General features: G+C 54.4%; 12 protein-coding genes. 6 read left to right on the top strand and 6 right to left on the bottom strand.

Annotated elements, in window-relative coordinates; genetic code table 11:
* Positions 1–9: 9 nt before the first annotated feature.
* Positions 10–474, bottom strand: coding sequence for a tRNA (uridine(34)/cytosine(34)/5-carboxymethylaminomethyluridine(34)-2'-O)-methyltransferase TrmL (gene trmL / locus HMF8227_RS13760; RefSeq protein WP_109341121.1), 465 nt, complete (start codon positions 472–474; stop codon positions 10–12).
* Positions 475–575: 101 nt separating this feature from the next.
* On the opposite strand from trmL, the gene HMF8227_RS13755 reads away from it, so the two are divergent.
* Complete coding sequence (locus tag HMF8227_RS13755) at positions 576–1,487, top strand: cation diffusion facilitator family transporter (RefSeq protein ID WP_239421318.1); 912 nt, start codon at positions 576–578, stop codon at positions 1,485–1,487.
* Here HMF8227_RS13755 and HMF8227_RS13750 read toward each other — a convergent pair.
* From HMF8227_RS13750 to argE, 4 genes are read right to left on the bottom strand one after another with little or no spacing between them, the layout of a single operon-like run.
* Positions 1,453–2,511, bottom strand: a complete 1,059-nt coding sequence (locus tag HMF8227_RS13750; RefSeq protein WP_109340727.1) for an alpha/beta fold hydrolase — start codon at positions 2,509–2,511, stop codon at positions 1,453–1,455. The genes HMF8227_RS13755 and HMF8227_RS13750 overlap by 35 nt on opposite strands.
* 3 nt (positions 2,512–2,514) lie before the next feature.
* Positions 2,515–2,925 (bottom strand): methylglyoxal synthase, encoded by a 411-nt coding sequence (locus HMF8227_RS13745; RefSeq protein ID WP_109340726.1) that lies wholly within the window; start codon positions 2,923–2,925, stop codon positions 2,515–2,517.
* Between the two features lies 1 nt (position 2,926).
* A complete protein-coding gene (locus HMF8227_RS13740) occupies positions 2,927–3,622 on the bottom strand; it encodes an HAD family hydrolase (protein ID WP_109340725.1) in 696 nt (231 codons plus the stop codon).
* A gap of 40 nt (positions 3,623–3,662) precedes the next feature.
* The gene (gene argE, locus HMF8227_RS13735; RefSeq protein ID WP_109341120.1) at positions 3,663–4,814 is read right to left on the bottom strand and encodes an acetylornithine deacetylase; all 1,152 of its coding nucleotides are present in this window, start codon (positions 4,812–4,814) and stop codon (positions 3,663–3,665) included.
* 235 nt (positions 4,815–5,049) lie between these two features.
* On the opposite strand from argE, the gene argC reads away from it, so the two are divergent.
* Genes argC through argH form a run of 5 tightly spaced genes read left to right on the top strand, consistent with a single transcriptional unit; the run spans position 5,050 to position 10,963 of the window.
* Positions 5,050–6,069, top strand: coding sequence for an N-acetyl-gamma-glutamyl-phosphate reductase (gene argC, locus HMF8227_RS13730; RefSeq protein WP_109340724.1), 1,020 nt, complete (start codon positions 5,050–5,052; stop codon positions 6,067–6,069).
* Positions 6,066–6,857: an acetylglutamate kinase gene (gene argB, locus HMF8227_RS13725; protein WP_109340723.1), complete on the top strand. Its 792-nt coding sequence runs from the start codon at positions 6,066–6,068 to the stop codon at positions 6,855–6,857. The genes argC and argB overlap by 4 nt, the downstream gene beginning before the upstream one ends.
* Positions 6,854–7,765 carry an ornithine carbamoyltransferase gene (locus tag HMF8227_RS13720; RefSeq protein WP_109340722.1) on the top strand — a complete coding sequence of 304 codons (912 nt, stop codon included), beginning with the start codon at positions 6,854–6,856 and terminating at the stop codon, positions 7,763–7,765. The genes argB and HMF8227_RS13720 overlap by 4 nt, the downstream gene beginning before the upstream one ends.
* A 17-nt stretch (positions 7,766–7,782) precedes the next feature.
* Positions 7,783–9,000, top strand: coding sequence for an argininosuccinate synthase (locus HMF8227_RS13715; protein ID WP_109340721.1), 1,218 nt, complete (start codon positions 7,783–7,785; stop codon positions 8,998–9,000).
* 1 nt (position 9,001) lies between these two features.
* Positions 9,002–10,963 carry an argininosuccinate lyase gene (argH, locus tag HMF8227_RS13710; protein ID WP_109340720.1) on the top strand — a complete coding sequence of 654 codons (1,962 nt, stop codon included), beginning with the start codon at positions 9,002–9,004 and terminating at the stop codon, positions 10,961–10,963.
* Between the two features lie 41 nt (positions 10,964–11,004).
* On the opposite strand, the gene HMF8227_RS13705 is transcribed toward argH, so the two are convergent.
* Positions 11,005–13,653, bottom strand: coding sequence for a penicillin-binding protein 1A (locus tag HMF8227_RS13705; RefSeq protein WP_420820539.1), 2,649 nt, complete (start codon positions 13,651–13,653; stop codon positions 11,005–11,007).
* Between the last annotated feature and the right edge of the window lie 101 nt (positions 13,654–13,754).

Below are 13,754 nucleotides of genomic sequence, written 5' to 3'. Positions count from 1 at the left end.
TTTGGCTCCTCAAACTGCGCCGTCAAAATCCAGTTGCCGCCAGGCCTCATAGACAAATACGGATACGGCATTGGACAGGTTCATACTGCGGCTGTCGGGCAGCATGGGAATCCGCAGGCGCTGCTCGCCGGGCAAACTCTGAATCAGTTCATCGGGAAGGCCGCGGGTTTCGGGTCCAAACAGCAGAGTATCACCCGGCTGGAATTGGATGTTGGTGTAGTGCTGGCTGCCTTTGGTGGTGCAGGCGAACAAGCGCTTGGGGTTAATCTCCGCCAGGAAAGCATCCAGATTAGGGTGACGCCTGACTTGAGTGAACTCATGGTAATCCAGTCCGGCGCGGCGCAAGCGTTTATCATCCCAGCTGAATCCCAGAGGTTCGATCAAGTGCAGGCGAAAACCGGTGTTGGCGCAAAGGCGGATAATGTTACCGGTATTGGGTGGAATTTCGGGTTCGAAAAGGGCGATATCCAGCATGGGGTGGTACTTGGTAAACTGACGGAGGGGGAGCATAGCAAAGCCTGAGCCGGAAGCCTATCTGGGGTATAATCAGGGTAATGGCGTTAGAGGAGTGTTTTGTGCAACAAAGCGATTACAGTTACTGGGTTAAACTGGCCAGCAGTTTTGCCGTATTTGCGGCCTTTAGCATGATAGTGGTCAAGATCTGGGCCTGGTATGTCACCAACTCCGCTGCCATGTTGGCATCCACCACTGACTCGGTGTTTGATGTGGCCGCGTCAATCATTAACTTCTTTGTACTGCGTTACGCGTTAACCCCTGCCGATGATGATCATCGCTTTGGTCACGGTAAGGCCGAGGCCTTAGCGGGCCTGGCTCAGGCGGCTTTTATCTGTGGCTCTGGTCTGCTGTTGGTATTTCATGCTGTCGACCGGCTTAAGGACCCGGTGCCATTGAATCGCCCGGAATTAGCGATTTACGCGACCCTGTTTGCTGTCGTCATGACGTTTGTTCTGGTGCTGGTTCAAAAAATGGCCATCAGGCGGACCAACTCGGTGGCCATTCAGGCTGACTCGCTGCACTATCAATCGGACTTGCTCATGAATCTGGCCGTGCTGGCCTCATTGGGGCTCAGCACCATGGGTTATTTAGCGGTGGATGGTTGGTTTGCCATCGGCATTGCTCTTTATCTGATATGGGGCGCGCGGGAGATCGCCATGCATGCCGGACGCACCTTGATGGACAAGGAAATGCCACCGGAATTTGGTGAGAAGGTCGAGGCTATCGCTAACGCCCATCCCAAGGTGCATGGTATTCACGATCTGCGCACCCGACAGTCGGGACGTACCGTGTTTGTGCAGTTCCATATCGAGCTGGATGATGATCTTAAGTTGGTAGACGCTCACGCCATTGCCGACAAGGTAGAGGCTGAATTAAATGAGGCCATCCCGGAAGCAGAGGTGCTGATTCACCAGGACCCGCTATCGGTGGTGGACACTAAGTCTGATGGAAAAAATCCAGAATCCGCTTAATGGCTGGCTTGCGGTATTCATCAGATTCCATTAGCAGTTCATGGCGGGCGCCATCGATGCTCTCAAAGCGACAAGCCTCCACGGTGCTGCAAATCCTCTGTTGGCGCTCGTTATTGACGACCTTATCGTTACCCGCCTGTAAAACCAGAAGCGAGCGTTCCAGAGTCGGCAGCTGGGTTTCTATCCTGTCCATGGCTTCAATGGAGGCCTTTAGCCAACCAAAGGTGACTCCACCCAATTGCAATTCCGGAGTTTGCTTATATTCACGCCGAAAGATTCGATAGCGTACCTCACTGTGGGTCAGTAGGTTCTTGGTAAAGGGCAGTGGGTGATAATTGGTTTGCCCCGGAAAGTACCAGGGCAGCTCGCTCAGCCATTGGTTCAGACGGGTCCCTGCTGATACCAGCTTCCGGGATATCCCATCAGGCAGTGGCGAATTAATCCCGAACATGGGCGCGGTCATGGCTGCGCGGGAAAAATCTTGCGGGTATTGCAGCAGATAGAGGACGCCGATAGCGCCGCCCATAGAGTGGCCTAATAAGAGTGGCAGGTGATGGCTGTTGGGCTCGACGACCTGTTTGTAAAAGGTTTTCATATCGGCCACATAGTTGGCGTAATCCCTCACATAGCCTTTATGGGGGTTGGCTGTCATACGACCTGACAGGCCCTGACCGCGGTGATCGTGGATAAACACCGAATAGCCGTTATTAAACAGTTCGTAAATGACTTCTTTGTATTTGAGATAGCCTTCGATACGGCCACTGGAAATAACGATGCTGCCGACAGGCTCCGGGTGCACAGCGGTGGCGTAGGCGATAGGCACCTGATCCTGGCCATTGAACCGGCCTTGTTTAACCTGCTGTTGCCAGAAGGCCTGAATAGAATGGTTGTAATGCTGCTCCAGCTCGGTTTCACTGGAATAAAAATACGGCTCGGCTTGGCTCACGGCAGAGATGGTCGTTAGGCTGACAAATAAAGCGCTGAGGATACCTGCAAAGGCGGTTACAGTAAAACGCCCGGGCATGGCTCAATGCTTCGGCATCTGGCGCTGAAACTGGCCGTCGTCAAATCGGGCCGAGCTGATGAGGAGATCGGCGGTGGCGACGTTACAGGCGACGGGGAGATTCCATACCGAACACAGCCGCAACAACGCTTTGACGTCCGGGTCGTGAGGGGCTGGGTTGAGTGGATCCCAGAAAAATACCAGCAGATCCAGTTTTCCCTCGGCGATCAGGGCGCCGATTTGCTGGTCACCGCCTAAGGGCCCGCTCTTAAACCGGTGTACCTCCAGGCCCAGCTTGTCTGCAATCAGGCCACCGGTCGTGCCTGTGGCAACCAGCGTGTGTTGTTTTAGAACCTCAAGATGCTGCTGTCCCCAGTCCAGCAGTTCCTGCTTCTTGTGATCATGGGCGACCAGAGCAATGGTTTTTACAGTCATATTAAGCCAGTAAGGTTGGTTGGGTGTCGTTGAGAAAGGGTGCCATAGATAGCAGGGTTCGCAAGTCTTTTACCACCAGGCTGGCCGCGCTGAAGTCCTGCTGAAAGCCAATCCCCTGCTCGGGCACGGCTACCGTGTAGAGGTTGGCGGCGCGGGCGGCTTCGACACCGCGGACCGAATCTTCAAACGCGATGCACTTTTCAGTCGGTAAACGCAGGGCGGACAAAGCTCGCAGGTAAACGTCCGGAGCGGGTTTGCCCGCCTTTTCGTTGGCGGCGGAAAAATAGCTGCTGATGTAGTTGTGCAGCTCTAACCGTTCGATGACCGCGCGGATTAACTCCATAGATGAACCCGAGGCAATGACCATGGTCATGCCCAGTTCCCGGCAACGCTCAAGTAATGGGTAGACACCTGGCATGGCGCGTGCTTCGGATTGAATTAAGCCAAGGGCCTGTTGACGCAGTTGGTGGGCGATCTCGTCCACTTCGATTTGGCGGTCTTCCTGGGTCGACCAAAGAGTGCGTTGCAGCCAGTAACGTACGGTGTCTTCCGTACCTAACCCAGTGGTCTGGCGACAGAGCTCGTCGTTGAGCTGAATGCCAAGCTCACCAAACACCTTTTGTTCGGCGCGGCGCCACAGCGGTTCGGAGTCCACCAGTAACCCGTCCATATCAAAAATAGCCGCTTGCCAATGCATATCACCTCCTTTTCAAGTGTCACCGGGCTGCCTTGCCGTTTTATTGTACCAGACAGCTTTGAACGATCATCTCGCGTAATACACCTATAGTTGGCTTCACATAACTAAGATCGATGAACTCGTCCGGCTGGTGTGCCTGTTCGATACTGCCTGGACCCATGACGATAGTGTCGCAGCCCAGTTGGTTAATAAAGGGAGCTTCGGTGCAATAATTGGCGGAGGTGGGTTCAAAGCCTGTCAGTGATTGGGCCAGTTCAACCAGGCGTGTTTCTCTGCCACAGGCAAAGGCCGGGATGGAGTCGTACATAGGGGCGAGGCTCAAACGATCCGGGTAGCGCTTTTTCAGCGGCGCTAACGCCTCGTCGATCTGCCGTATGGCTTCGGCATCGGGTAGGTCCGGTGTCGCCCTTAGATCGAAATTTAAATGGCAGTGACCGCAGATACGGTTTTCACCATCGCCGCCGTGAATATGGCCCAGATTCAGTGTGGCTTCCGGCACGCTGAACCGTTCGTCTCGATACCTGCGGGCCAGTTGATCCCTGAACTGCATCAGCTCGTTAATGGCGGCGTTCATAATCTCGATGGCATTGACCCCCTTGGCTGGATCGCTGGAATGACCGGCCTCGCCTCTAATCGATAAGGTATGCGCCATGTGACCTTTGTGCTGAATAATGGGCTTAAGCTCGGTTGGTTCACCGATAATCGCCATATCGGGCGTGATTAATTGCTGCTCGGCAAAGAAACGGGCCCCGGCCATCGAGGTTTCCTCATCGGCGGTGGCCAATATATACAGCGGCTTTTGCAGCTTACTCAGATCCAGTTCGTTCAAGGCTTCCAGAATAAAGGCAAAGAAACCTTTCATATCACAGGTGCCCAGCCCATAAAGCTTGCCGTCTTTTTCGGTGAGTGTGAAGGGGTCACTGTTCCAGCGGTCCTCGTCAAAGGGCACGGTGTCCGAGTGCCCGGCCAGTAGTAGTCCGCCCTCGCCAGTGCCCAGACGGGCCAACAGATTATACTTGTTGCGACTCTTAGGGACTTTTTGAATAGTTATGTGAAATCCTTTGTCCTCCAACCAGTTGCCGAGCTGCTCGATAAGGCCCCGGTTAGATTGGTCTATTTTCTCTTCAAAGGCACTAATGGTAGGGGTTTTGATGATCGCCTTGTAGAGTTCAATCAGAGATAAGTTCTTCATAAATAAATATGCTAAAAAGTTGAATAAGTATTTTGTTTGTGTCAGAGTTTGCCATAACCGATAGGCAAATGCACTGATTAACCAATAGCACAGATATGCAGACACACTATTTGCTCAACTCGTTCTCCCCGGACGTCGTCTTAACTCTACGACGACACTAGCGCTCTTAGGCGGGCCTGAGTGGCCCGCCCCATTTTTCTTATTATTTTCGTTTCTTTAACTCAGTAGCAAAACCATGATGAAAAGTTTTATTTTCGGCGCCAGTGGCTATTCCGGTGCTCAGTTGGCGGCATTGATTCAGCACCACCCCAATTTTGAGTTGGCGGGATTGGGCGTTTCTCAGCACAGTCAGGATGCTCATAAGCCCCTAAGCGACCTCTACGGTCAGTTGAAAGGACAGGTCGATGCAATCTTACAGCCCATAAATGAGTCGAACCTGAGTGCTCTGAAGAACGAGATGGACCTGATCTTTCTGGCCACTCCACACGAGGTGAGTCAGCAGTGGGTGCCCATTCTCGCTGGTGGTAAAGCCAAAATACTGGATCTGTCCGGCGCATTTCGTCTCAGTGACAGCCAGCAGGTACGGGCGTTTTATGATTTTAGTCACAGTGACCAGGCGTTGGCGGAAAGTGCCGTCTACGGACTGGTGGACTGGTATGCCGATACTATCGCCGGAGCTGATCTGGTGGCGGTACCGGGGTGTTACCCCACCGCCTCACTATTGGCATTAAAACCACTGCAGCAGGCGGGTTTACTGAACGAGGCTGCTAAACCGGTGGTCAATGCGGTCAGTGGTGTCAGTGGCGCAGGCCGCAAGGCAGCCCTGAAAACCAGTTTTTGCGAGGTAAGCCTGCAGGCCTATGGTGTTCTGGGTCACCGGCATCAGCCGGAAATTGCTCAGGAGCTCGGCGCACCGGTGATCTTTACGCCTCACCTGGGCAATTTTAAGCGTGGCATTCTGGCCACCATCACTGCGCAACTCAAGCCGGGTGTGGATGATGGGGCTGTTTGGGAAGCCTTTCATAAAGCCTATAAACACAGCCCTCTGATCAGGCTAATCCCGGGCTTTCCGAAACTGGATGATGTAGTGGGCAGCGCCTACTGTGATATCGGCTGGAAATGCCAGGGGCAGGATATCGTGATTGGCTCGGCCATCGACAACCTGTTAAAGGGAGCGGCGGCACAAGCCTTACAGTGTGCCAACCTAGTCGCGGACTTACCGATGAATACTGGCTTAAATGGAGGTAAACCATGACCCCGTTAGTGATTAAAGTCGGCGGCGCTTTATTGGATGCCTATGAACAGGGCCAGGCTCTGTTTTCGGCGATTAAAAAGCTCAAGGCTGAACGGCCGGTGGTGCTGGTGCATGGTGGTGGCAATCTGACCAATGACTGGCTTGCCCGTCTGGGATTCGAGTCTCAGAAAATCGATGGCCTGAGAGTCACTCCGCCCGATCAACTGCCGTTTGTTGTAGGGGCGCTTGCAGGAACCGCTAATAAACTACTGGTCAGCATGGCCCATCAGCAGGGGATCAATGCGGTCGGTCTGTCACTGGCTGATGGCAAGATGGTTAATGCCTGTTTACTGAATGCGCAACTCGGTGCCGTAGGTCAGGCGAGTGCCGGTGACCCTAAGGTTTTGCATGCTCTATTGGGGGCCGATGTAGTGCCAGTGGTCAGCTCTATCGGCCTCACTGAACAAGGTGAGCTATGTAATATCAACGCCGACGATGGGGCCGTGGCTCTGGCGCAAACCCTGGGCGCCGAGTTAGTGCTGCTCAGCGATGTGCCAGGTGTGCTGGACGGCGATGGCCAGCTTCTGGTGCAGCTCACCGCTACAGAGATTAGCGCCCTGATTGAACAGCGGGTGATCCATGGTGGCATGAGCGTCAAGGTCAAAGCCGCACTTGCCGCCGCCAACAGTATTGGCCAGAGGGTGTATATCGCCGGTTGGCAACAGCCTCAATTGCTCACCACTCTGGCTGACGAGGCGAGTGTGGGTACCTGTATTGTTCCCGATTTTGTTATGGAGAACCAACCATGAGTCAGTCCTTACTTACTTTTTCCGATTGGTCGGCGTCGAGTATTCAGTCGCTATTGCAACTGGCTTTGGAAGTGAAACAACAGCCGCAACGCTTTCGTCAGGCACTGACTGGCAAGTCAGTAGTAGCGCTATTTGAGAAACCGTCACTGCGTACCCGGGTGTCTTTCGATATTGGTGTGAATAAATTAGGGGGGCACCTGGTTTATCTCGACAGCCAGGCCAATAACTTGGCCGGGCGCGAGGCGTCGCAGGACATGGGGGCTAACCTGTCCTGTTGGGCCGATGCCATAGTGGCCCGGGTGTTCAGCCATCAGACTCTGGAGCAACTGGTGGCCGCCTCGAAGGTACCGGTGATCAATGCCCTGTGTGACCTTTACCACCCCTGTCAGGCGCTGGCCGATTATCTGAGCTTAGCCGAGGTGCTGCCCGGTAAGACGCCGAGTTTAGGGTATGTGGGTGATGCCAATAATGTCAGCAACTCGCTGATGTTACTCGGTGCCAAGCTGGGGGCCGATGTACGGATTGTCACGCCCGGGGGGCATCAGCCCGCCACCAATATGATTGCTCAGAGCCAGGATATTGCTGCCGAAACCGGCGGTAACATTACCGTCAGTACCGAACTGGCTGCATTGGAGGGCGTGGATGCGCTTTACACCGATACCTGGTTATCCATGGGAGACGAAACCCCGCTGGAAGCCATCAAAGATACATTTGCCCCCTATCAGTTAAACACGGCCCTGATGCGACAAACCGGGGCCCAATATGTCATGCATTGTCAGCCCGCGCATCGGGATCTGGAGATCAGCAGCGAGCTAATCGACGGTGACGCCTCGCTATTGATGCGTCAGGCCGAAAACCGGATGCACGGGCAAAACGCCATTTTAATCAGCTTGCTTGAGCGTAAATAAGTTTCTAGGAGAACACTATGTCAGAGACATCCATCAACAAAGTATTACTGGCCTACTCCGGTGGCCTGGATACCTCGGCCATTATCCCCTGGCTGAAGGAGAACTACGGTTGTGAGGTGGTAGCCTTTGCCGCCGATGTGGGGCAGGGCGATGAAGAACTGGAAGGGCTGGAAGAAAAGGCACTGTATTCCGGGGCCAGCGAATGCTACATCGTCGACCTGAAAGAAGAGCTGGTTAAAGACTATATCTACCCCACGGTGATGACCGGTGCAGTCTACGAGGGCCAATACCTGCTTGGCACTTCCATGGCGCGGCCGATCATTGCCAAAGCCCAGGTGGAAGTGGCCCGGCAGGTGGGGGCCGATGCCCTGTGTCATGGCTGTACCGGTAAGGGTAACGATCAGGTGCGTTTTGAGAGTGCCTTTGCGGCACTGGCACCCGATCTGAAAGTCATTGCCCCTTGGCGTGAGTGGGACATGAGTAGCCGGGAAGATCTCCTCAGTTACCTGGCCGAACGTAATATCAAAACTACTGCCTCGGCCACCAAGATCTACAGCCGCGATGCCAATGCCTGGCATATTTCCCATGAAGGGGGCGAGTTGGAAGACCCATGGTGCGAGCCCACCGAAAAGGTCTGGACCATGACGGTCTCTCCCGAGCAAGCCCCGGATACCCCGGAGCGGATCAGCCTGAATTTTGAAAAAGGCCGGTTAACTAAGGTTAATGGCGAGCTCCTTAGCCCGTACAAGGCCTTGTGTAAGCTCAATGAGCTCGCGGGAGCTCATGGTGTCGGACGGCTGGATATCGTTGAGAACCGGCTAGTGGGCATGAAATCCCGTGGTTGTTACGAAACGCCTGGAGGTACCGTTTTGATGGCGGCTTACAAAGCCCTGGAGCACCTGGTACTGGATAAATCGGCGCTTAAATTCCGCGAGCAGTTGGGGTTGGAGTTTGCCCATGTGGTGTATGATGGTCGCTGGTTTACTCAAATCACACCGCCGATTCTGGCGGCGGCAGAATCCATGGCACAGTCCATGACCGGCGAGGTGGTAGTGAAGCTTTATAAGGGCCAGGCCACAGTGGTGCAGCGTCAGTCGCCTTATTCATTGTATTCAGAGGATTTTGCCACCTTTGGTGCCGACGATGTCTACGATCAATCCCATGCCGAAGGCTTTATTCGGTTATTCAGCCTGTCCAGTCGGATCAAGGCGCTGACTTCCGTCAAAGGAGACTAATATGGCGTTATGGGGAGGCCGGTTTAAGCAGGCGGCCAGTGCACAGTTTCAGGCTTTTAACGATTCGCTGCCGGTGGACTACCGGCTGGCGGAGCAGGATATTATCGGCTCGGTGGCCTGGTCTAAGGGGCTGCTCAAAGTTGGGGTGTTGTCTGTAGAAGAGCAGCAGCGGTTAGAATCCGCCTTGCAGGAATTACTCGCCGAAGTACGAGATAACCCCCAACAGGTCGCCGATGGCGGTGAGGAAGACATTCACAGCTATGTGGAGTCTAAGCTGATCGACAAGCTGGGCGATTTAGGTAAGAAACTGCACACCGGCCGAAGCCGTAACGATCAGGTGGCCACCGATCTTAAGCTCTGGTGTAAGGACAAAGGCGGCGAGTTGTTGTTGTCGCTGGTGAACTTCCAGCAGGCGTTGATGGACCTGGCTCGTCGCGAGAGCGATACGGTGCTGCCCGGTTATACCCACCTGCAACGTGCGCAGCCGGTAACCTTCGGACATTGGTGCCTGGCCTATGTGGAAATGTTTAACCGCGATATTGGCCGTTTGAATGATGCCCTGTATCGTGCCGATACCTGTCCGTTGGGATCTGGTGCATTGGCGGGTACGGCCTACCCCATCGACCGTGACATGCTGGCCGAGGAACTGGGGTTTCGCCGGCCCACCATGAACAGCCTGGATGCGGTATCGGACCGGGATCATGTTCTGGAATTATTATCGGCCGCCAGTATCTCCATGATGCATATCTCACGGCTGGCTGAGGATCTGATCTTCTATAACTCGGGCGAGGCGGGCTTTATTGAGCTGAGTGACGACGTCACCTCGGGTTCATCGCTGATGCCGCAGAAGAAAAACCCCGATGCGTTGGAGCTGATGCGGGGCAAGGCCGGGCGGGTCTATGGCGCCATGAGTGCCATGATGATGACCATGAAAGCCCTGCCGCTGGCTTATAACAAAGACATGCAAGAAGATAAGGAAGGACTGTTCGATGCGCTGGACACCTGGCAGCAATGCCTTGAAATTGGCGTGCTGGTGGCCGATGGCTTAAGTGTCAACTCGGGCCGCACTCTGGCGGCGGCACAACAGGGCTATGCCAACGCCACCGAGCTGGCCGATTATCTGGTCAGCAAGGATGTACCATTTCGGGAGGCCCACCATATCGTAGGGCAGGTGGTGTTGGATGCCATCGAACAGGAAAAGCCGTTGGAAGATTTCTCTCTGTCCCAGTTGCAGGCTTACAGTGACAAGATCGGCGATGATGTATACAAGCACCTGTCTATAGAGTCTTGTCTGGACAAGCGCGAGGCGCTGGGCGGCACGTCCAAGGCGCAGGTGGAGAGGACCATGCTGTCATTGGAGTCGGAGCAGCAGCACAGTCTGAAAACCCATGTGTTGGGAGGTACCGGCAGCGAACAAATCCAGTTAGCCCTCAAACAGGTGCAACAACGGCTCAATGCTCAACGGGCCGAGGCTATGTCGGTGCGCCGTGCCAAAATGACCGATGTGGACGAGATTTTGCGGATCGTGGCGTATTGGTCCGATAAGGGCGAGACACTGCCCCGCAGTCGCGACAATATCATTCATGATATCCAAAACTTCGTGGTGGCGGAGATCGACGGCAAGGTAGTGGGTTGTGCCTGCCTGTATATCTATCAAACAGGATTGGCGGAAATTCGCTCGGTGGGTGTGGATACGGTTCAGCAAGGTGGTGGTCAGGGTAAGGCCATGGTGCAATATTTATTGGAGCAGGCTCGACATATTGAGCTATCGCGAGTCATTGTACTGACCCGGGTTCCGGACTTTTTCGCCAAGATGGGGTTTACCCCCACACTGATGGACTCGTTGCCGGAGAAGGTCATCAAGGACTGCGATATCTGCCCCAAGAAACACGCCTGTGATGAAATTGCCATGGAGTACCGGGTGAAACTCGGCGGCGAGATCCCGGTTAAGGCGGTGGAATAAATTCAATTTCCAGATAGCGCCCTGAATGAGCTTTCAGGGCGCTAAAAGATACTGCCGTTGTCTGTTTCTTGTTGCTGTTCAGTCTGCTGGAAAGGATCCACAAACTCATCGCGCTCAACGTATTGGTCAGGCGCCGTTCCCTTTATAAAGTATTCAAACCGGGCGGTATGATCGGAACGCTGGGTCAGCTTGCCTGTCAGGCGATCAATGCGAACCGAGATAATATCGTCCGGCACCGAAGACTGAGCCTCAGGCACGTCCTCTAGTGCCTGTTGCATAAACCGGATCCAGGCAGGCTGCGCCACCCTGGCACCATCTTCGCCCCCTACCATGGCATTACCCAGCCAGTTGTATTTCTTGGGGTTTTTATTGATGAGGTATTGGTTACGGCTGGTACGACCCAGCGAGCGGCTCATATCATCAAAGCCCACCCAGCTGGTGGCCACCAATCCCGGGGCGATACCGCTGAACCAGGTGTCTTTCGCGTCATTGGTGGTACCCGTTTTACCGGCCAGGTCGTCCCGACGCAGGATATTATTGGCACGCCAGCCAGTACCTTGCCAGTAGGTGCCCTTATTCCAACTGCCACCGCCATAGATGGCCGTTTGCATCATCTGCTTGACCAGAAAGGCATTTGCTTCTGAGATGACCTGAGGTGCCAATTCGGGCATGGCCTCGCTGCTTTCAGGAACGATAGTTGCACCGGCATCCATAGAATCCTGGCTTTGCTCCGGGTTGGGTTGATGCAGCTCTATCCAGCGGCTTAGCGCTGCCTCAGACAGCTTAGGGTTAGCCTGCCAGACGATTTCGCCTTGCTCATCTTCGATACGGTCAATCACGTAGGGCTCTACGGCATAGCCGCCGTTGGCGATAATAGCAAAGCCGCTGGCCACTTCCAGAGGAGTCAGGGAGGCGGATCCAAGGGCGAGAGATTCGTTGCGCGGCAGCTCTTCTGGGTTAAAACCAAATTTGGCCAGATGCTCGATAAGATTATCCAGACCTACTGCCCTAAGGAGCCGCACCGAGACTACGTTTTTCGAACGGCCCAGAGCCTTGCGCAGGCGAATGGGGCCGTCGTAGACCTCCGGCGAGTTTTTAGGGCGCCATGCTAATCCTGAGCTGCGATCCCACTGGTTAATGGGCGCGTCGTTGACAATAGAGGCCAGCGTGTAACCTTCCTCCAAAGCCGCCGAGTAGATAAAAGGCTTGATGTTAGAGCCGACCTGGCGCTCGGCCTGAGTGGCCCGGTTAAACTGGCTGTGGTAAAAGCTGTAGCCACCTACTACGGCTTCCACGGCACCGGTATCTGGATTCAGGGCGATAAACGCGCCGCTGACCTCAGGCAACTGAGCCAGTTGCCATTGTTCTAGCTCATCATTGAAACGGATAAAGATGTGCGCACCCTGGGTGACAATGTCCGTGGCAACTTCTGGTTCCGGCTCCTGTTCGGTATCTGAGATAAAGGACCTTGCCCAGGCCAGCCCATCCCACGAAATCACATGGATGTCGCCGGAGGCTCGCATCACGGTAATCTGTCGCTCTTGGGTAGACACCACTACGGCCGGCTCTAACGGGCCATAACCGGGTTGTTGCTGTAGATAGTCGGTGATGGCCTGCCGAGTCCAGGAAGTGCTTGCTGTCTGTGCAGAAGAACCAGAGGTAGCCTCTTGCTCTGACGTTTTCTCTGAACTGTCGCCGGCCATCACAGGTTGACCCCAGAGCTGCTTTACTGGGCCGCGATAGCCGTGGCGCTCATCATAGTCGTGCAAGTTGCGCAGCACCGCTTTTTGCGCGGCGCGCTGATGTTCGGCGTTAACGCTGGCATATACACGGTAGCCCTTGGTTTCCGCATCCTCTTTTCCATAACGTTCCAGCATCTGGCTATAAATCCAGTCTGCCAAGTAAGGTGCGTCTAACTGGATCTCCGCCCCGTGTTTGGCAGCGGAGACTTCGGCATTAGCGGCCTGTTGGAACTGTGCGTCAGTGATAAACCCAGTGGTCAGCATGCGTCCCAACACCACACGGCGGCGCTCTTTGGAGGCGGCAGGGTTACTGATTGGGTTCAGCGCCGAAGGTGCCTTGGGTAAGCCTGCGATGGTAGCAATCTGAGCCAGACTAAGATCATTCAGGTTCTTACCATAATAAACCTGAGCGGCGGCGCCGACCCCGAAGGCTCGGTGACCGAGTTCGATCTTGTTCAGATAAAGTTCGAGAATTTCGTCTTTGGTTAGCAGTTGTTCGATATGCCAGGCGATAAACATCTCTTTTATTTTTCGCATCCAGGCTTTTTCCCGGCTGAGGAAGAAGTTTCTGGCTAACTGCATGGTAATGGTACTGGCGCCCTGGCTTTTCTCACCGGTGACCAAAAGGTTCACCGCTGCCCGGAATACGCCAATAATGTCGATGCCGGGATGATCGTAAAAGCGGGAGTCTTCGGTGGCAAGAATGGCTTGGATCATCTCCTGTGGCATCTGTTCCAATGTGACTGGAATACGTCGCTTGACACCAAACTGAGAAATCAGTTGGCCGTCCTGAGTATAGATCTTCATCGGGGTCTGCAGGCGAACTTCCTTGAGAACTTCTACGCTTGGCAGGTCGGGCTTTATGTACTGATAAAGCCCAGCGATGATGCCTACAGCCAAAAGGGTGCCGGTCAGCAGGAGGACAGTAAGGGTTTTGATGTATTTCACAAGCGTCTGTTTCCGTTTCGTGCCAGTCTGAGAGCGCGATAGAACAATGATCATACAATGGCCGGCATTGAAGACGCCAGCCCTTTCTTTATAAGCCTTCT

Origin of the sequence: Saliniradius amylolyticus (assembly GCF_003143555.1) — a bacterium.
Classification (GTDB): Bacteria; Pseudomonadota; Gammaproteobacteria; order Enterobacterales; family Alteromonadaceae; genus Saliniradius; species Saliniradius amylolyticus.
Note: the sequence above shows the minus strand (reverse complement) of the source record. Positions and strands in the feature narration are given on the sequence as shown.

What these genes read in the sequence shown, in the direction of transcription:
- trmL (WP_109341121.1), bottom strand. Translation starts at nt 474, where the DNA reads ATGCTGGATATCGCCCTTTTCGAACCCGAAATTCCACCCAATACCGGT.
- argC (WP_109340724.1), top strand. Translation starts at nt 5,050, where the DNA reads ATGATGAAAAGTTTTATTTTCGGCGCCAGTGGCTATTCCGGTGCTCAG.
- HMF8227_RS13715 (WP_109340721.1), top strand. Translation starts at nt 7,783, where the DNA reads ATGTCAGAGACATCCATCAACAAAGTATTACTGGCCTACTCCGGTGGC.
- argE (WP_109341120.1), bottom strand. Translation starts at nt 4,814, where the DNA reads ATGAAGAACTTATCTCTGATTGAACTCTACAAGGCGATCATCAAAACC.
- HMF8227_RS13745 (WP_109340726.1), bottom strand. Translation starts at nt 2,925, where the DNA reads ATGACTGTAAAAACCATTGCTCTGGTCGCCCATGATCACAAGAAGCAG.
- argH (WP_109340720.1), top strand. Translation starts at nt 9,002, where the DNA reads ATGGCGTTATGGGGAGGCCGGTTTAAGCAGGCGGCCAGTGCACAGTTT.
- HMF8227_RS13740 (WP_109340725.1), bottom strand. Translation starts at nt 3,622, where the DNA reads ATGCATTGGCAAGCGGCTATTTTTGATATGGACGGGTTACTGGTGGAC.
- HMF8227_RS13720 (WP_109340722.1), top strand. Translation starts at nt 6,854, where the DNA reads ATGAGTCAGTCCTTACTTACTTTTTCCGATTGGTCGGCGTCGAGTATT.
- HMF8227_RS13750 (WP_109340727.1), bottom strand. Translation starts at nt 2,511, where the DNA reads ATGCCCGGGCGTTTTACTGTAACCGCCTTTGCAGGTATCCTCAGCGCT.
- argB (WP_109340723.1), top strand. Translation starts at nt 6,066, where the DNA reads ATGACCCCGTTAGTGATTAAAGTCGGCGGCGCTTTATTGGATGCCTAT.